Origin of the sequence: Nodularia harveyana UHCC-0300 (assembly GCF_034931085.1) — a bacterium.
Taxonomy (GTDB): domain Bacteria; phylum Cyanobacteriota; class Cyanobacteriia; order Cyanobacteriales; family Nostocaceae; genus Nodularia; species Nodularia harveyana.
Window position 1 is genome coordinate 63,212 of sequence record NZ_JAYGHG010000020.1, and the last position, 19,262, is coordinate 82,473.

Genomic DNA, 19,262 nt, shown 5'->3' on the forward strand with positions numbered 1-19,262 from the left:
GTTTCATGCAACTGGGGGAGTACAAGCTTCCCTCTGCCTTTTCCCCCCTACTTCTTCTCACCTTCCTAACTGATTGGGAATACCTTCACAACCGCCGGGAATTGTGGCGCGAGTTTTTTCTCCTCCCCAAGCACAACAATACTGGCGAGTCGTCTCAGGTAAACGCTGAACATCACTGAAATCGGCATTTTCCACCACAGCGCCAGTGTATTCGCCAGTTTCGTACTTTGGTGGCTCGTTGCGACTGCGAGGGGATGCTGTGGTGAGAGAACCATAGAAAAAACGAGTCCCATTCAAATCAGCCCCACTGAGATTGGCACTGTATAAGATAGTCCGGGCAAGGTTGGCTTTGACTAAATCACAATTGCTGAGATTAGCACGAACCAGATTAGCTTCACTCAGGTCAGTCCAGCGTAAATCGTTACCAGAGAGGTCGGCGGCGGCTAACATTACCCCTAAGTCGATCACCCGTACACCATCTAGGCGGTCTTCCTCGTAACCCCCCATACCGTCGAGAATGGCTCTACCTAAACGGCGATCGCGCTTCAGGGGGGTGAGTAATTTGGAACGGGAGAGAAAACGGATAATTTTGGCTTTACCACTACCATCGACACTGCTAAATATTGCGGCTGTACGTCCTTCGGCGATCGCCCTTTCTTGCGGCCAATCTTCTAATAATCCTTCTTCATCTAACACTAAATCTGAGACTCCTTGAAAATAGGAATCAATGGTTTGCTGCTGGGTAATAATATTTTGCTGCATCGTCAGCAGGTTTTGCTGAATTGTCAAGTCTTTAGAAATTACATATTGTCGCCATGCTACATACACAGCCACAATTGCAATGGAAATTTGCCCCAAAGCCCCAAACCATTCCGCTAAAGTCCCGGAAGCTTCCCAGCCAATTTGCGTGATCCATGTCTGCAAGCGATCGCCCAAAGCAGTAAACTTGAATAAGCCGATTATCCCTACAACTAGACCCAAAGAGGCTATAAACAGGGTTCTATCCTGAGATAAAAACCACTGTTGCACCACATATTTTGACCAGGGTAACAACATTGTTAGAGATAGCACCAAAGTAATCAGTGTTCCCAACAAGCCAATAATCCAGTTATTGATTACTAGTCCCAGAACAGTAATGGCGATCGCCACCAGAGTGAAAAGTAATGCTCTAGGCTTGACTGTAAATTTGCTAACAGTGTATTCCTTGACCTGAGAATGGGCTTGTTGCAAAGCACTTTTATTTTCTGGAGATTGCAAAGCCGCAATTGTGGCTAAAGATTCTTGTGCTACTAGTCCATCTGGAGTTAAGTGATTTTCATCTGTACCCTCAAAATCTTCTGCGGGTAAAGGTTCTGGATTTGGTGAAGGGGAGTGAGATTCAGTCATCAGTTATCAGTTATCAGTTATCAATATGGCAACCGCGAAGGAGTTAGGACAGAAACAGACATATAGAGATTCTCAAGGCTGTTCCCTGTTCCCTGCTCCCTGTTCTCTGTTCCCTGCTATAACTACCGAAAAAGCAAACAGGATTTAACCAGAAATGCCATTCCCCTCCCAGACAGCCAGGAGGGGATAGGGTTCAGTATTTTATGACATCATTTCTCAGTTACTGATAAGCATCCATCGGTAGACAAGAACAGACAAAATTGCGATCGCCAAAAGCCGCATCAATCCTCCCCACACTTGGCCAGAACTTATGTTCCCGCGTCCAAGGTGCAGGATAAGCAGCCTGTTCACGAGAATAGCCATGAGTCCATTCTCCAGCAATCAGACTTTCAGCAGTATGAGGTGCATTCTTCAGCAGATTATCCTCAACATCCATCTTCCCAGATTCAATTTCCGAGATTTCCCCCCGAATAGCAATCAACGCCTCACAGAACCTGTCTAACTCCTGTTTAGATTCGCTTTCCGTCGGTTCCACCATCACAGTACCAGCCACAGGCCAAGAAACAGTGGGCGCATGGAAACCATAATCAATTAGCCGCTTGGCAATATCATCAACTTCGATGCTGGCAGATTTTTTGAGCGATCGCAAATCTAAAATACACTCATGGGCAACCAAATTATTTTTCCCCTTATACAACACCGGATAATCAGAATCCAGCCTGTGGGCAATATAATTAGCATTCAAAATCGCCACCTGAGTTGCATGAGTCAAACCCTCAGCCCCCATCATGGCAATGTACATCCAAGAAATCACCAAAATACTAGCACTACCCCAAGGCGCAGCTGCCACAGCACCAACTTGAACATCACCAGCATTAGGGACAACACAATGTCCAGGAAGGAACGGGACAAGATGTGCAGCCACACCAATCGGCCCCATACCAGGACCACCGCCACCATGAGGAATACAAAAAGTTTTATGCAGATTTAAATGGCAGACATCCGCACCAATATCCCCAGGACGACAAATACCCACCTGGGCATTCATATTCGCCCCATCCATATAAACCTGGCCACCATGACCATGCACCACCGCGCAGACTTCCTGAATTGCTTCCTCAAACACACCATGAGTTGAAGGATAAGTCACCATCAAAGCCGCCAATTGGTCACTGTGCTTTGCTGCCTTAGCTTGCAAATCATCCAGATCAATATTACCCAACTGATCACAAGCAACTGCAACCACCTTCATCCCGCACATAACCGCACTGGCTGGATTAGTCCCATGTGCTGATTCCGGAATCAAACAAATATTACGGTGTCCTTCCCCACGACTTTCGTGATAGTCACGAATCACTAAAAGTCCTGCATATTCCCCTTGAGAACCAGCATTAGGTTGTAGAGAAATACCTGCAAATCCTGTAATTTCAGCCAACCATCTCTCAAGTTGCTGGAATAGAATTTGATAACCCCGTGTTTGTGAAACTGGCGCAAAAGGATGAATCTTGCCAAATTCTGCCCAAGTCACCGGAATCATTTCCGCCGTTGCGTTTAACTTCATAGTGCATGAACCCAAAGGAATCATCGATGTCGTCAAAGATAAATCCTTAGTTTCTAGCTGATGTAGATAACGCAACAACTCCGTCTCTGAGTGATAGCGGTTGAACACCGGATGAGTCAGATAGTCACTGGTACGAGGTAACAGAAGATGAGAAACTGAGGTATTCAATTCTTCTAAAGAAAAGGGGAGATTTTCTTTACCTGCGAAAACTTGCCAGAGGTCAATTAAATCCTCCACCGTCGTAGTTTCATCAAGGGAAATCCCCACAGATGTACCATCAAAAACCCGGAGATTAATATTTCTTCCTTGGCAACCTTCCAGAATAGTCTTAATAGACTGTGTACCTAACTCCACTCGCAGCGTATCAAAGAAATGTTCAGAACTAATCTGATAACCCAGACGCTGCAATCCTGTTGCCAAGGTAACAGTTAACTGGTGAACATTATCAGCGATATTTCGGATACCATCTGCGCCATGATATACCGCATACATCCCTGCCATCACTGCCAACAGTACCTGTGCAGTACAGATATTACTAGTAGCTTTATCTCGGCGGATATGCTGTTCACGGGTTTGTAAAGCCAGACGTAACGCAGGATTACCCTGAGAATCTTTAGATACTCCCACAATTCGCCCTGGAACCTGGCGCTTATACTGTTCCTTCGTAGCGAAGTAAGCCGCGTGGGGGCCTCCGAAACCTAAAGGAATACCAAAACGTTGAGTACTACCCACCGCAATATCAGCACCCAATTCTCCTGGTGGTGTCAGTAGAGTTAAACTTAGAGGATCTGCTGCTACCGTCACCAATGCACCCTCAGCATGGGCTTTTTCAATAAAAGCACGGTAGTCGTAAATCGTACCATCACTAGCTGGATATTGCAGAACTGCCCCAAAAATCGGTTCAGCAAAATCATAAGTCTGATGATCCCCGATGATAATCTTAATCCCCAGAGGTTTAGCCCTCGTTTGCAACACATCAATGGTTTGGGGATGACAGTCATCAGAGACAAAATAAGCATTTGCCTGATTTTTGCAAACACCATAACTCAGACTCATCGCCTCAGCAGCAGCTGTCGCCTCATCAAGTAAAGAAGCATTAGCAATTTCTAAACCTGTGAGATCAATAATCATTGTTTGGAAATTCAGCAGCGCTTCCAGTCGCCCTTGGGCAATTTCCGGCTGATAGGGAGTATAGGCTGTATACCAACCAGGATTTTCCAAAATATTGCGTTGAATTACTGGCGGGGTAACACAGTCGTAATATCCCATCCCGATATATGAACGCCACACCTGATTTTTAGTCGCAATTTGTTTTAATTTTGCCAGCGCTGCATACTCACTTTGGGCTGGGGGTAAATTTAGGGTTTTTTGGAGTCGAATAGCTTGGGGGACTGTTTTATCAATCAGAGAGTCCAAACTGTTGAAACCCAAAACCGCAAGCATTTGCTGGATGTCATCAGAGTTCGGGCCAATGTGTCGTCGTGCAAAATTGTCTGACTGTGAACTCTTGTGATTCAGCATTGGTTTATGGCTTGATTTGGGAAAAGGTGCGTAATTGACCACAAGTGGAACTCCAAATGAAACTATTTCATATTTTGCAACAAATATTCATAACCAGTGGGACTGAGTAACCTTCTTTTATTACTTTTTTCTGAGAAAAATCAATCGCCCTGATTGTGAAAGAATTGGATAAATAGCTAGATAGGTTGGGTTTAGGAAGGAAATCCGATACCAAAAAATATCAATAAATATCAATATTCGTGCCTAGCTACTTAATTAATTAATGTGTTCTACTTGCTAAGTAGGGGGAAACAAGGAAGTCAGAAGCCTCCCCATTTCCTTATTTCTCTACTCGCCTTCTACCAAAGCCCGATACTCATCCGCAGTCAAACTATCCAAAACTTCATCTGCATCATTGACACGGACTTTTAATAACCAGCCTTCGCCATAGGGGTCTTCTGCTATTTCTTCGGGAGAATCAATGACAGCCTCATTGCGTTCTATGACTGTGCCGGTCACTGGTGCATTCAAGTCTTCCACGGCTTTTACAGATTCAATTGTGCCAAAGTTTTCTCCTTTGGTCAGCAAGTCACCAATATCTGGTAATTCCAAAAATACGACATCACCCATTTGGTCTACAGCAAATTGAGTAATACCAACAGTACCAATTTCACCATCTAGCCGCACGTACTCATGAGTATCCTGGTATCTAAAATCCTGTGGATATTCCAAAGACATATCATTTTTCCTTCTATCTGAAAATAGTTAGCATCCCAAAGTTATCTCAGTTATAGTCGGTAATTAACCATAGTTGAGATTGAGTAACTCAAAACACATTATCAGCTGCTGACACGATTTTTCGACCGATAAAAGGGACGTTTTACGACAACGGCGGGGTAAGTTTTGCCTCGGATTTGAATTTCTAGCTGTTTACCAACTTTTGCCAGTTGAGTCGGAAGATAGGCTAAGGCTATGGGGTAACCGAGTGTAGGTGATAAGGTTCCACTGCTAATTTCTCCCACAACTTCACCTCCTGATAGCACTGGGTAGCCATGACGGCCAATATTACGCCCCAGCATTTGCAAGCCAATTAATCGTTTCTGCACTCCATCGGCTTTTTGCTGTGCTAAAACTTCACGACCAATAAAATCACCTTTAGTATCGAGATGAACCAACCAACTCAAACCTGCTTCTAGGGGGGTGGTGGTGTCATCAATATCTTGTCCATAAAGTGCCATTGCTGCTTCTAGTCTCAGTGTATCTCTAGCACCTAGTCCGCAAGGGGTAACGCCAGCTTGATGAAGTTTTTGCCACAATTCGACTCCCACATCTGCATCTAGCATCACCTCAAAACCATCTTCGCCGGTGTAACCTGTGCGGGCGATAAAGGCGGGTTTACCCAGTATTTGGGCTGAGAGATGACCAAAGGCTTTAATGGGTGCTAAATCTTCCTGTAATAAGGGCTGAAGATATTGAACTGCTTTTGGCCCTTGGAGGGCAATTAATACTTTTTCGGGGGACAGGTCTTGAAAGTCTACCTGATTTGGGTCAAGTTGCTGCAATAACCAGGCTTTATCTTTAGCGGTGGTGGAGGCATTTACAACAATTGTGGCTTGTTGTTTACCAGTGGTATCTTCACCTTGATAATAGATAATGATGTCGTCAATTATTCCTCCTTGGGGATTTAATAATACGGTGTATTGTGCTTGACCTGGTTCCAGCCGATTTAGGTCTGAAGGTACTAAAGGCTGAAGTTTGTCAATGAGGTGTTGACCTTGGAGGGTAAATTTGCCCATGTGGGAAATATCGAACATCCCGGCGGTATTTCTAACAGCTTCATGTTCCCGGCTAATACCAGCAAATTGTACAGGCATTTCCCAACCACCAAAGCTGGTAAAGCGGGCTTTGAGTGCTGCACTGCTTTGATATAGGGGGGTTTGCGTTAGGGTGATGTCTTGTTGATTAGCCACAGGTGTTTTTTTAAGATCGCACGTCAATACTACTTATATATAGTAAGTGATCGTTTTTGACGCTCCCAGTGCTAAGGGCGTTTGCTGTAAGGTTTAATGGTTAATAGTGCAATTGTTGAGATTTGTTAATAAAAGATTATGAAGTATTGGCAATTACTGGTTAGTTGTGTTTTAGCTATGGTTCTGTTTTTGTTTCCCCTCTCGGCGGAAGCTGCTAGTTCTTCTAGCGTTAATAGTTATATGAGTGAGGAAGTTGAGGTTAAGGATTACTCTGGTGAAGATTTGGTGGGGTCGGAGTTTACTAATGTGATTTTGGAGAATACTAACTTTAGTAATGCTGATTTCCGTGGCGGTGTGTTTAATGGTTCTCTGTTGGAGGGAGTAAATCTACATGGTGTAGATTTTAGTAATGGCATTGCTTATTTGACACAGTTTAAAGGTGCTGATTTAACTGATGCAGTCTTTACTAATGCCATGATGCTACGTTCGGTGTTTGATAATGTTGACATCACAGGGGCTGATTTTACGAATGCAATTTTAGATGGAACAGAGATTAAAAAACTTTGCACTCAGGCTAGTGGGGTGAATCCTCAAACTGGTGTGGATACTCGTGAATCTCTGGAATGTAGATAGGAATCTACTAAAACAGAAAATATTGTGGGGTGGGTATACTTCGCCCGCCCAAAACAGCCAAGATGCCTGTTGGAACGACACATTACTAAATGCGATCGCCAGTTTGCAAAATTTTACTAGTATGAAGCAGATTCATATAGCTAAAATCGAATTAGATTTAGATATAATCTTTATTTTTCCAGTTTTCGTGACTGGATAGTTAGAATATGGAGCTAAGCGGATTCGAACCGCTGACCCCCTCAATGCCATTGAGATGCGCTACCAACTGCGCTATAGCCCCATGCGATGCCTATTTATGATGGCTTAAGATTTAAGCTTTGTCAAGCCAGATTTATTAAATAAATGTAAAACATATCTGCCATTACAGAGGATTTTTAAGACAATTGTAATAAATAGGTCATACAATGTCCCATGAGAAAATAGACTACCAACATAGCGGCAGCTGCAAGGGCAACCAATGTCCCAGCCAGCATTAAGGAAAACTCTTTATGCTCTACGGCTTTTTCCATGAGGTGCAATGACCAAGCTACTAGCGCTACGTCAAATAGTAAAATAACGATCAACATAACATTTCTTAATATTTATTCATACTTGTAAACCAATGTTAACACTATTTCAGAGAACTGTATCTGACTAACTATGGATGTTTTGAAATTTCTAGCAACTTTTTTTCACCAAGATTACAACCGTACTGGTACTGAATGATCACGCAAATAATTTTTAATTTCTGCGACGCTTAATTGTCCGTAATGCAGTAATGATGCTAGTAATGCGGCTTCGGCTTTGCCCTCAGTTAGTGCTGTATAAATATGTTCACAGTTACCTGCACCCCCAGAAGCAACGACGGGGACTTGTACAGATTCGGCGATCGCTCTTGTCAAATCTAGATCGTAGCCAGCTTGAGTCCCATCGGCATCCATACTTGTCACCAGTAATTCCCCTGCGCCTCGTCTTTCGACTTCTTGCGCCCAACGTAAGGCATCTAAGCCAGTATTTTCCCTACCACCTCGCACATAAACATCCCAACCTGGATTTTGAGGATCAATCCTGCGTCTGGCATCAATTGCCACAACTATGCATTGATTACCAAAGCGATCGCTTGCCCGATTGATTAAGTCTGGATCACGTACCGCCGCAGAATTAATACTAACCTTGTCCGCGCCAGCTCGTAACAAAGCTTTAACATTTTCTAAGGATTGAATCCCACCACCGACAGTCAAGGGAATAAAGACCTGTTCAGCAGTCCGGTAGACCACATCAATAATTGTATCCCGGTCTTCATGAGTAGCCGTAATATCCAGAAACACTAACTCATCAGCACCGGCTTCATTGTAAACCTTCGCTAATTCCACAGGATCACCAGCATCCTTGAGGTCAACAAAGTTAACTCCTTTAACAACGCGTCCCGCCTTCACATCTAAGCACGGTAAGATTCTTTTAGACAACATAATAAATTTTTCACTCCTGGGTAATCGTCTGGAATTTAAATTCTAAATTGACGCGTGTAATTCTCACGGAAAATTTTTGCCCTTGCGGCCTAGATAGCGTTCCCACAGTCCTCAAGTCAAAGTTGATAGCTGAATTATGGCGATAATCTCCTCGAAAAAACAGCCTCAAGAACCCAACGGACAACAAAAGCCGCGTCGGGAGTCGGCTCCCGCACCTGAAAATGAGAAGATTTTACAACCGGAAGCTGCGACAGAAGAAGAAGGTAAACACGAAGAGAGTATCAGGCCGCAGCGATTTGCTGATTACATTGGCCAAAAAGACCTAAAGGATGTGCTAGATATTGCCATGAAAGCAGCTAAATCAAGGGGTGAAGTGCTGGATCACTTGCTGCTATACGGGCCTCCGGGATTAGGTAAAACAACAATGGCAATGATTTTAGCATCGGAGATGGGAGTAAACTACAAAATTACGAGTGCGCCAGCGCTAGAACGTCCCAGAGATATTGTCGGGCTACTAGTGAATCTTAAACCGGGAGATGTCCTATTTGTTGATGAAATTCATCGTCTTTCGCGGATGACAGAGGAAATTCTCTATCCGGCGATGGAAGATTATCGTTTAGATATTACAGTTGGTAAAGGTTCCAGCGCCCGAATTAGAAGTATACCACTGACTAAATTTACTCTGGTAGGGGCGACAACCCGTGTAGGTGCTTTGACTTCACCATTACGCGATCGCTTTGGCTTGGTACAAAAACTGCGGTTTTACGAAGTTAACGAACTCAGTGAAATTGTATTAAGAAGTGCCGACTTCCTCAAAACCCCCGTCGCAGAAGATGGTGCTAGAGAAATTGCTCGTCGTTCCAGAGGCACACCCAGAATTGCTAATAGATTACTGAAACGTGTCCGTGATTATGCGGAAGTTAAATCATCGGGTGAAATTAACGAAAGCGTGGCATCTGAAGCATTGGAACTCTTTCAAGTAGACCCTTCTGGTTTAGATTGGACAGACCGCCGAATGCTGAGTGTAATAATTGAACAATTTAATGGGGGTCCTGTGGGATTAGAAACAATTGCCGCCGCCACTGGTGAAGATACCCAAACAATCGAAGAAGTTTATGAACCTTACCTGATGCAAATTGGCTATCTCAGTCGGACTCCCCGTGGGCGAATAGCCACCAATGCAGCATATAAGCATTTGGGTTTTAAGCCGCCTAATGAACAGTTATCGTTATTGTAGTTAGGAGAATTGGGAAAAGGCAGGGGGGGAAGAATCAGAGGGTATTAATCGCTTTTCAACAGTTTTAAAGGTAAATATATCGACGATGATCAAGTTAATTGGGATTATTTTGAGTTTGTTAGTGGTGTGGGGCTGGAGTACACCAGTTATGGCATTATCTGAAACGCCTACGATTACGCAAGAACAGTTAGATCAAGGAAATGAACTAGCTGCTAAGGCTTTGAAGGCGACGAATAAGGGTGATTTTGCGACGGCGGAAACTTACTGGACAGAGATTATTGAGCAGTTTCCTAGCAATGCCGGTGCATGGAGTAACCGGGGAAATTCGCGGGTGAGTCAGAATAAATTGGCAGCAGCATTGACAGATTATAACCAAGCTATAGAATTGGCTCCCAATGCGACTGATCCTTATTTAAATCGGGGTACAGCTTTAGAAGGTTTGGGAAAATGGGAAGAAGCGATCGCCGATTATAATCATGTTTTAGAACTAGATCCCAATGATGCGATGGCATATAACAATCGGGGTAATGCCAAATCAGGTTTAGGAAAATGGCAAGATGCGATCGCGGACTATCTAAAATCAGTAGAAATTGCCCCAAACTTTGCCTTCGCCCGTGCTAACTACGCCCTCGCCCTCTACGAAACAGGTCAAATCCAAGAAGCCATCCACGAAATGAAAAATATCGTCCGCAAATATCCCCAATTTGCCGATATGCGTGCCGCCCTTACAGCAGCTTACTGGGTAAATGGCAACCAAGGCGAAGCAGAAAGCAACTGGGTAGCAGCTTATGGGCTGGATAACCGCTATAAAGACATGAACTGGGTTACAAATATCCGCCGTTGGCCTCCCAGTATGGTGGCAGCTTTAGAAAAATTTTTGAAACTTCAGTAAATCCTGCTGACCGTGGGCGTGGAGCCTCTGCACCACACCCCATCGTTTTAAACTGAACTAACCTCAGCAACTAACTGATTTTGCTCACGTCTCCCCTTAATCACCATCGGTATACCTCCTTTCGGCCCAAACAGTAAACCCTTACGCACTGGCTGCACTGGTTGACTATCCGCCAATTCCATCTGCCAGCTAGAAAGCACCGTCGCCAAAACCAGTTTCATTTCAAATAGAGCAAAAGCCATACCAATACAGCGACGATTACCACCACCAAAAGGTAAATATTCAGAACCAGAAAACTGCCTTTCTAAAAAACGCTCTGGCTTAAACGCGAAGGAATCAGGATATAAATCTTCCCGATGATGGGTTAAATAAATACAGGGGATCAATAAAGTTCCCGGTGCAAACTGATATCCTCCAATTTGTAGCGGTGATTTAACTAACCTAGCTAAAGTCATCATTGCTACTGGGTAAATACGTAATATTTCCGAACAAACTGCATTTAAATAAGGTAAGCGAAAAATAGCATTGGGGTCGGGATTTTCCCCCAGAGTATCTAACTCTGCCAATAATTTCTCATATACCTCTGGCTGATGGTGAATCCAGTATAAAGCCCAAGTCAGAGATGTCGCCGTAGTTTCGTGACCTGCTACTAATAAAGTCATCAATTCATCACGCAACTCCACATCCGTCATTGGCTCCCCCGCCTCATCACGAGTTGCCATCATCAAAGATAAAATATCAGTGCGGGATGGGTCAGGCTGGGCTTTGCGTTCTTGAATCTCCGCATAAATCAGTTCGTCAATTTGTTCTCGTAAACGCAGAAACTGTCCCCAAGGACTCCACGCACCTAAATCCCGGCGCAATGCTGGCAAAATCAGCATCATTGAACGTAAAATAGGCTTTTTGGGATTGAGGATGGCAATTAAAGCTTCCTTCAGTTGTTCATAACGTGCGCCTTCAGTCAGACCAAATACAGCCTTTAAAATCACTTGAAAGGAAATGGCTTGCATTGATGACAGCGTGGAAACAGTTTCACCAACCTGCCATTGACTAGTCACTTCCCGGCTGATATCACGAATTAACTCACCATAAGCCAGCATTCGTTCACCATGAAAAGGCGGTGTCAACAGCTTCCGTTGTCGCTGGTGAGGCTTACCATCTAGGGATAATAGTGATTGATTTCCCAATAAGGGCGATTGAAACCCAGCTGCTAGACCAGAATCTAAATGTTGAGTATCGGTGCTAAAAATCTGTTGAATGGCTTGAGGGTTGCTGACCAATACTTGAGGCTTAAAAACTGGGCCGACGCAGATAGTGAAAATATCACCATACTTTTTAGCACAGTCTTCCATATATTCCAAAGGGTTACTCAGCCACCGATATGTCTGTAGCCAAGGGTGACTTTTGGGACCATCAGGTAATTCAATTGCAGACATTTTGATTATTTTCCCAATGATTGGATTCAGAATTTTATCAACCAGTCATTTATGTATGCACCCATTATCTTGATTAATTTTAGAACACGAATTTAATTCGTAATTCATCATTGCTATTAATTAGGACTGACGCAAAAATTGCCGAAAGGCTTAATTTATGTAACCGCCAAGTCGCCCGCGCGCAGCGATGCCCGCAAGGGCTGTAGAACGCCAAGAACTCATAGAGTCTGCGTAAGTCCTATTAATTTGAAAGGTAGAATTTTTAAGCTTTATTTTCCGCTATCTCTGGGAATAATTCTGTTATTTTGTCTGGATTTAGTTGTTCAACGTTACTTAAAACAATGGCTGCACCTGCGGCTAATAGTGTTTGACTATAAGCATCACTATCGGCTGCTGTGTCCTGGACATGAGGGGGTAAAATTCCCACACCAATCCAATTACGATGAGGATTGATTTCTCGCGCTTTCCTGACGGTATACATATCGGCGACGGTATCTCCCACATAGATGATGGGTAGATTGCTGACTTGGTTTTCTAATAGTTCTACAGTGGTAAAAAGTCCTGTGGGGTCTGGTTTACCCGGTGCATCTTCCATCGCAATTAATACAGGGGACTGTAAACCTAGACGTTTGTGTAAAACATAAGTAGCAGAACCACGGGTAGCACCACTAAAAAATCCCCAGTTTATTCCAGATGCTGTGAGGTTTTCTAAATATTGGGGTTGTAATAGTAAGGGTTCATCACAGATATAGCCATTCCAGTTTTCTGGGTCTGTGCCTCGATAACGAGATTGAAAAAAGTCCACAATATTTTTGTAATCTAGTTGCAATTGCTGGCGAGTTTGTCCAAGAGATTCAAAGTGGCGGTAAATAAATTCTTGGGAGGCTTCCCAGTCATTATTCCAAAGTCCTTCAGATTTTAGCTGGTCAATGTCGGCTGGTGTGGGACGATAGGCTGTGTGAGTAAAATGCTCTACAGTGTCCGCCAGCGCCCGGCGGTAGGAATTACCAACATCCCTTACTACACCGTCAATATCGAAAACGACAATGGTTGTTACTGAAGATTTGGCAGTCATAAGATTTAGAGATGAAGGCGGCTTTTAAATTTTAATGGGTGATGGTGAACTAATTTGCTAGCACTATTTGGTCATTAGGAGAAGTATTGCGTTAGAATAAGCGATCGCACAGCACATAAAAGTGGGCATCATTTCCACCCGTGCCATTAGCAACTTAGTATTAATCCCCAGATATTCCCCGGAGGCGTGATTGACCCAATTTATTCTGAAAATCCTTTGGTTAGACGAAAACGTTGCCCTAGCAGTGGATCAAGTTGTCGGCAAAGGCACAAGTCCTTTAACTAAATATTTCTTCTGGCCTCGTAATGATGCCTGGGAAGAGTTAAAAAAGGAATTAGAGTCCAAACACTGGATTACTGATGTAGACCGCGTAGAATTGCTTAACAAAGCCACAGAAGTGATTAACTACTGGCAAGAAGAAGGCAGAAGAAGACCGATGGCAGAGGCTCAATTGAAGTTCCCTGAAGTTGCCTTTACTGGTAGCGCCTGAAGACTGCTTCTTCCATGCTGAGTAGTAGCATCTGTTGAAAATACAGAATCTCACCCCAACCCCTCTTTTTAGCAATGAGAGGGGACAATTTGATAAAAATTCTAGATGAGTTGAGGCCACAAGAGAATTTTTTCTCCGCTATTCCTATTTAAATAAAAGTCATATTCTATACAATAGAATCACTGCATCTTCAAAGACAAGCTAAATATGTTATTTTTATCTCGTCAAGCTGTGATCACACCGTTGGTCGGTTGTTTGTGTCTGTTGGGAGTTGGCTGGCTGCAATTGCCTCAACTGCAAACTTTGTTAAGGAGCAAACAAGATATCTCTTTAGATGTTCTAGAAAGAGAAATTAATGCTGAAAGTATTCGGCTCAATTTTCTCGAAAATATGCCCAGTTTTGGTTATGATAATTTATTCGCCAATTGGGTTTATCTGAGTTATTTGCAATATTTTGGTGATGATGAAGCGCGTGACAAAACAGGTTATCGCCTCACGCCAGAATATTTTGACGTGGTTTTGAAACAAGACCCCCGATTTTTAGACGCTTATTTGAGTCTTTCTACTGGTGCTTCTATTTACGCTGGTATGCCAGAGCGGTCTATAGAAATTATGGATAAGGCTTTGCAGTCTTTGTCTCCCGGAGTTCCTCAAAGGTCTTATTATGCGTGGCGGTATAAAGGAATTGATGAGTTATTATTTTTAGGAGACACGAAATCTGCACAAACATCCTTTGCAACTGCAGCAAAATGGGCTAGTCAGTTCTCCGATGATGAAAGTCAATCCATTGCAGCAATATCTGGGCAAACTGCGAATTTTTTAAGTAAAAATCCTGACAGTAAGCAAGCGAAAATATCAGCTTGGATAATGGTTTTGAATAATCAATCTGATGAAAAGACTCTTGCTAGAGCAATTAAGGAACTTGAGGCTTTGGGTGCAAAGATAACTAGTACCCCAAAAGGTAACATGATTTCATTTCCAAATGCAGATGAGTGAGTGATATTTATTGGTATCAGGGCAAACTGATAGAGTCCCCAACTATAGAATTAGATATTAACGACCTGGGGCTACTTTATGGGGCGACAGTATTTACAACGTTGCGTATTTATGATAGCAGCCTCGATGATAGTTTAACTAATTGGGTGGCACACTGCGATCGCCTACTTCTTTCCTTACAATCCTTTGGTTGGCAAGAACCTAACTGGAATCTGGTGCGTCAAGGTGCAGAAATTATGGCGGCGCATTTCCCCATTCTCAGAATTACGCTGTTTGCGGATGGACGAGAGTGGATAACTGGGAGATTCTTACCACCGGATTTAATCACAAAACAACAGCATGGTATTAGCACAACTGTGGCATTTTCAGAATTTTATCGCAGTTTACCTTCTCATAAAACTGGCAATTATCTGAGTGCTTGGTTAGCGAAGACTCACGCCCAACAGATGAATTGTCAGGAAGCGATTTTAATTGATGAGGATGGCAATTGGCTAGAAACGACCACAGGAAACCTTTGGGGATGGCAGAATGGTAGTTGGTGGACACCACCATTAACAGAGGGAATTTTACCGGGAATTATGCGATCGCAACTGCTAAAATATCTGCCAATAGTTAGGGAATCACCTTGGACTGCCGAGTTAGTCAGGGAATTTGAGGCGATCGCCTACACTAATAGTTTAGTGGAAATTATTCCTATTCATACCGTTAATCAGCCCACAGGGTCGCTACAATATAATCCCTACCATCCTAGTCTGAAACAAATCAGGGGACTTTTTTAACATGACAGCCGCAACATTATGTTATACCTTAAGATAAGTTAACATAATTCTTAATAAAGCCCTCTCATATCAGAGAAGCTACGCTAACTCACAAAAAATACCGGAGGATAGACCTCAGTGAATAAAAGATGGAGAAATGCGGGGCTGTATGCACTGCTATTTATAGTTGTCATTGCTCTAGGAACAGCATTCTTTGACAAACAACCTCAAACTAGAGAAACATGGCGATACAGTCAATTTATTGAAGAAGTTGACAACGGCAGAGTAGATAGAGTCAGTCTCAGTGCAGACCGCTCTACAGCACTTGTTACCTCCAGAGATGGTGACAAAAAGATTGTAAATTTAGTCAATGACCCAGACTTAATTAATAACTTATCTGATAAGGGCGTTGATATTTCAGTTCTACCCCAAAGTGATGAAGGCTTTTGGTTTAAAGCACTGAGCAGTTTATTTTTTCCTGTATTACTTCTGGTGGGCTTATTCTTCTTACTACGTCGCGCTCAAAGTGGTCCTGGTAACCAAGCCATGAACTTTGGTAAATCCAAAGCCAGAGTGCAAATGGAGCCACAAACTCAAGTCACCTTTGGCGATGTCGCAGGTATTGACCAAGCCAAGTTGGAATTAAACGAAGTAGTAGACTTTCTGAAAAACGCCGACCGCTTCACCGCAGTTGGGGCAAAAATTCCTAAAGGTGTATTATTAGTTGGCCCTCCTGGTACAGGTAAAACCCTCCTGGCTCGTGCTGTAGCCGGAGAAGCTGGTGTACCCTTCTTTTCCATCTCCGGTTCTGAGTTTGTAGAAATGTTCGTCGGTGTGGGTGCTTCCCGTGTCCGCGATTTATTTGAACAAGCGAAAACCAACGCTCCTTGTATCGTATTTATTGATGAAATTGACGCTGTAGGTCGTCAACGGGGTGCAGGTTTAGGTGGTGGTAACGATGAACGGGAACAAACCCTCAACCAGTTACTCACCGAAATGGATGGTTTTGAAGGTAATACTGGCATTATCATTATTGCTGCTACCAACCGTCCTGATGTCTTAGATGCAGCCTTGTTACGTCCTGGTCGTTTTGACCGTCAGGTAGTTGTAGACCGTCCCGACTATGCTGGACGTAGCGAAATTCTCAAAGTTCACGCCCGTGGTAAGACCTTAGCCAAGGATGTAGACTTAGATAAAATTGCTCGTCGGACTCCTGGGTTTACTGGTGCAGATTTATCCAACTTGCTGAACGAAGCCGCAATTTTGGCAGCACGACGCAATTTAACTGAAATTGCGATGGATGAAATCAATGATGCCATTGATCGCGTCTTAGCTGGTCCAGAGAAGAAAGACCGGGTAATGAGCGAAAAGCGCAAAACCTTAGTAGCATATCACGAAGCTGGTCACGCCTTAGTTGGTGCGTTGATGCCCGACTATGACCCAGTACAAAAAATCAGCATTATTCCTCGCGGTCGTGCTGGTGGTTTAACTTGGTTTACTCCTAGTGAAGACCGGATGGATACAGGTTTGTATAGCCGTGCTTATCTGGAAAATCAAATGGCTGTGGCTTTAGGCGGTCGTTTAGCTGAAGAGTTAATCTTTGGTGATGAAGAAGTTACCACTGGTGCTTCTAATGATTTGCAACAAGTAGCCCGTGTAGCGCGTCAGATGATTACTCGCTTCGGGATGAGCGATCGCCTGGGTCCTGTAGCTCTGGGTCGTCAGCAAGGTAATATGTTTTTAGGTAGAGATATCATGTCAGAACGTGATTTCTCCGAAGAAACTGCTGCGGCGATTGATGAAGAAGTCCGGAAACTGGTGGATGTAGCTTATACACGAGCTAAAGAAGTATTAGTTAACAACCGCCACATTCTCGATGAAATCGCCAAAATGCTGGTGGAGAAAGAAACAGTTGACTCTGACGAGTTACAAGAAATTTTGACAAATAATGATGTCAAAACTGCGGCTTTTGCTTAATTAAGTTTGTTTGCAGTTTAAGTAGATTTGGGGTGGTTCTAGCTAGAATTGCCCCATTTTTTTATTTCACGCAGAGGCGCAGAGTCGCAGAGAGTAAAATGAGTTTTTGCTCGTATATCTAAGGCTATGGAGATGGTTTTTTGCTCACTAATGTGCCAGCTAAGATATCGTGTAGAGAACGTTTTCTTTTGTTAAATAGAAGAAATATCACATCAATTAAGCCAGATACAAATACCAATAACATAAGGTCTAAAGGAAAGTAATGAATAGACGACAATCCGTACAATAATCCGCTAAAACCGCGTAATGATCTGCCAAAATCAAATAAGGTCAACAGTGTGAAGAATGCTTTAATTAAAAACTTCCCAGTAGCTCGCCAAAAGGAAATTCTCTTTCCTTTTAAATCAGTCACAATTATTTTGCCAACCATTTTCCCCAAAGTGGCTTGTTTGACAGAACTCTCACATAAAGCAAAGTAGAGCCAAGTAAAGATGATCCATCCAACTAAAAATACCCATCCGTTAGTTAATGCTCTTCCTACTATGAACGGAATGACACCAATAAAAATAGTAATTAATATATCGATAAAAAATGCTAATATTTGCCTTTCAAATACTGCATAAGGAGAGGAAGTTTCTCCTTGATTAACTGCTAGAGATTCCGACTCTATTCTCTGACTAATTTGGTTATAATAATTGGCAGATTGATTATTTCCAGTCTTTTGCTTCTCCTGCGGTAAACCAGTCTCAAATCCTGCTAATTTATCCAATATTTCCTGAGTATCTTGAGGTCTATTCCCTGGAAAGGGAGCCATGAGATCATCAATAAACTCAACTAATTTTTCGGAAATACCAGCCGCATGATCTCGCCAAATTAACTCCCCATTGCGGGAATCTTCAGAAAAATTATCAGGAGATTTACCTGTTAGTAAATAAACAAAAGTTCTTCCCAAAGCAAAAAAATCAGATTGCGGTACAGCTTTCCCATTCATTTGTTCTCGTGGCGTATAACCTGCGGAAATAATTCCTGTAACTTGCTGTCCTGCTACTTTATTAATGAAGGTTTCCGTTACTTCCCGCGCTGTGCCAAAATCAATTAATACCAACTGCCCATTTGCTCGTAGCATGATATTAGGCGGTTTGATATCACGATGGAAATACTGTTGTTGATGAACTTGGTGCAAAATTTCCGCTAACTGTTTCAACCATCGCACTGCGGCGCGTTCACTGATGGGTTGATAGTTACGTTGCGTGAAATATTCTGCTAAATCCATCCCCTCAATTTTTTCCATCACCAGACAGTGTAGGATTTCTTGATTTCTGGGTAAATAAGTAAAGTAACCGTCTGAATCAACTTTAGGAATACCAGGATGCTGTAATATACTCAAAACTGCTGCTTCTTTTTGAAACAGTTCTACAGCTTTGGGATGGGTATTAAACAGAACTTTGAGGACTTTTGCTGTCCCGGAATCATCTACCTCATAAGTATTAGCAAAACCGCCCCCACCCAATGGACGAACGACTCTATAGCACCCTTCTAAAAGCAAATCAGAACCACAAGATTGGCAAAATAGAGGTTGTCTTGTGTTTTGCGGCTGTGGACACTGAGGATTAATGCAGTAGCTCATGACTACCTAGATGATACCCTGATTACTGTTATCATCCTAAATATACCATTGCATTTCAGTAAGTAGGCATATCTTTTTCCCCTCCTCTCGCTAGTATCCGCTACGGTGTACACACAAGTGATCTGATCCCCCTAAATCCCCCTTAAAAAGCTATCCATTACCCACATCTTTCTTAACATAAGATTTGACAAAAGCCAGTAATTGTGTATTTTATATACGAAAACCCAGAGTTAAACCAATGTCAGTAAATGGAAAAGTGGATAATAGAAGAACTAG

Annotated in this window: 16 protein-coding genes and 1 tRNA gene; 7 read left to right on the plus strand and 10 right to left on the minus strand. The window is 42.9% G+C overall.

Features of this window, described 5'->3' with window-relative positions; all coding sequences use genetic code 11:
• Positions 1-57: 57 nt before the first annotated feature.
• The 4 genes from VB620_RS12995 to gcvT form a co-directional block, all read right to left on the minus strand.
• The gene (locus tag VB620_RS12995; RefSeq protein ID WP_323196577.1) at positions 58-1,386 is read right to left on the minus strand and encodes a pentapeptide repeat-containing protein; all 1,329 of its coding nucleotides are present in this window, start codon (positions 1,384-1,386) and stop codon (positions 58-60) included.
• 220 nt (positions 1,387-1,606) lie between these two features.
• On the minus strand, positions 1,607-4,468 hold the full coding sequence (gene gcvP / locus VB620_RS13000) for an aminomethyl-transferring glycine dehydrogenase (RefSeq protein WP_323196578.1): 2,862 nt from the start codon (positions 4,466-4,468) through the stop codon (positions 1,607-1,609).
• Between the two features lie 327 nt (positions 4,469-4,795).
• Positions 4,796-5,185 (minus strand): glycine cleavage system protein GcvH, encoded by a 390-nt coding sequence (gene gcvH / locus VB620_RS13005; RefSeq protein WP_323196579.1) that lies wholly within the window; start codon positions 5,183-5,185, stop codon positions 4,796-4,798.
• A 101-nt stretch (positions 5,186-5,286) separates the two neighbouring features.
• Positions 5,287-6,417, minus strand: coding sequence for a glycine cleavage system aminomethyltransferase GcvT (gene gcvT / locus VB620_RS13010; protein WP_323196580.1), 1,131 nt, complete (start codon positions 6,415-6,417; stop codon positions 5,287-5,289).
• Between the two features lie 138 nt (positions 6,418-6,555).
• Between gcvT and VB620_RS13015 the strand changes: the two genes are divergently transcribed.
• Positions 6,556-7,050: a pentapeptide repeat-containing protein gene (locus VB620_RS13015; RefSeq protein WP_323196581.1), complete on the plus strand. Its 495-nt coding sequence runs from the start codon at positions 6,556-6,558 to the stop codon at positions 7,048-7,050.
• A gap of 207 nt (positions 7,051-7,257) precedes the next feature.
• Here VB620_RS13015 and VB620_RS13020 read toward each other — a convergent pair.
• The 3 genes from VB620_RS13020 to hisF form a co-directional block, all read right to left on the minus strand.
• Positions 7,258-7,330, minus strand: a tRNA-Ala gene (locus VB620_RS13020).
• 94 nt (positions 7,331-7,424) lie between these two features.
• Positions 7,425-7,616, minus strand: a complete 192-nt coding sequence (locus VB620_RS13025) for a hypothetical protein (RefSeq protein ID WP_323196582.1) — start codon at positions 7,614-7,616, stop codon at positions 7,425-7,427.
• Positions 7,617-7,730: 114 nt separating this feature from the next.
• Positions 7,731-8,498 carry an imidazole glycerol phosphate synthase subunit HisF gene (hisF, locus tag VB620_RS13030; RefSeq protein WP_323196583.1) on the minus strand — a complete coding sequence of 256 codons (768 nt, stop codon included), beginning with the start codon at positions 8,496-8,498 and terminating at the stop codon, positions 7,731-7,733.
• A 136-nt stretch (positions 8,499-8,634) separates the two neighbouring features.
• On the opposite strand from hisF, the gene ruvB reads away from it, so the two are divergent.
• Both ruvB and VB620_RS13040 read left to right on the plus strand, forming a co-directional pair.
• A complete protein-coding gene (gene ruvB / locus VB620_RS13035; RefSeq protein WP_323196584.1) occupies positions 8,635-9,735 on the plus strand; it encodes a Holliday junction branch migration DNA helicase RuvB in 1,101 nt (366 codons plus the stop codon).
• An 85-nt stretch (positions 9,736-9,820) separates the two neighbouring features.
• Complete coding sequence (locus VB620_RS13040) at positions 9,821-10,627, plus strand: tetratricopeptide repeat protein (RefSeq protein WP_323196585.1); 807 nt, start codon at positions 9,821-9,823, stop codon at positions 10,625-10,627.
• 47 nt (positions 10,628-10,674) lie between these two features.
• On the opposite strand, the gene VB620_RS13045 is transcribed toward VB620_RS13040, so the two are convergent.
• Both VB620_RS13045 and VB620_RS13050 read right to left on the minus strand, forming a co-directional pair.
• Positions 10,675-12,063, minus strand: coding sequence for a cytochrome P450 (locus VB620_RS13045; protein WP_323196586.1), 1,389 nt, complete (start codon positions 12,061-12,063; stop codon positions 10,675-10,677).
• 262 nt (positions 12,064-12,325) lie between these two features.
• Positions 12,326-13,138 carry a TIGR01548 family HAD-type hydrolase gene (locus VB620_RS13050; RefSeq protein ID WP_323196587.1) on the minus strand — a complete coding sequence of 271 codons (813 nt, stop codon included), beginning with the start codon at positions 13,136-13,138 and terminating at the stop codon, positions 12,326-12,328.
• A gap of 190 nt (positions 13,139-13,328) precedes the next feature.
• On the opposite strand from VB620_RS13050, the gene VB620_RS13055 reads away from it, so the two are divergent.
• The 4 genes from VB620_RS13055 (at position 13,329) to ftsH3 (ending at position 17,359) form a co-directional block, all read left to right on the plus strand.
• A complete protein-coding gene (locus tag VB620_RS13055) occupies positions 13,329-13,628 on the plus strand; it encodes a 30S ribosomal protein PSRP-3 (protein ID WP_089092518.1) in 300 nt (99 codons plus the stop codon).
• Positions 13,629-13,835: 207 nt separating this feature from the next.
• Complete coding sequence (locus tag VB620_RS13060) at positions 13,836-14,624, plus strand: hypothetical protein (RefSeq protein WP_323196588.1); 789 nt, start codon at positions 13,836-13,838, stop codon at positions 14,622-14,624.
• Between the two features lie 5 nt (positions 14,625-14,629).
• Positions 14,630-15,403 (plus strand): aminotransferase class IV, encoded by a 774-nt coding sequence (locus VB620_RS13065; protein WP_323196591.1) that lies wholly within the window; start codon positions 14,630-14,632, stop codon positions 15,401-15,403.
• 117 nt (positions 15,404-15,520) lie between these two features.
• A complete protein-coding gene (gene ftsH3, locus VB620_RS13070; RefSeq protein WP_323196589.1) occupies positions 15,521-17,359 on the plus strand; it encodes an ATP-dependent zinc metalloprotease FtsH3 in 1,839 nt (612 codons plus the stop codon).
• Positions 17,360-17,483: 124 nt separating this feature from the next.
• Here the strand turns inward: ftsH3 and VB620_RS13075 are convergent, their stop codons facing one another.
• Positions 17,484-18,986 carry a protein kinase domain-containing protein gene (locus VB620_RS13075; protein WP_323196590.1) on the minus strand — a complete coding sequence of 501 codons (1,503 nt, stop codon included), beginning with the start codon at positions 18,984-18,986 and terminating at the stop codon, positions 17,484-17,486.
• Positions 18,987-19,262: the final 276 nt, after the last annotated feature.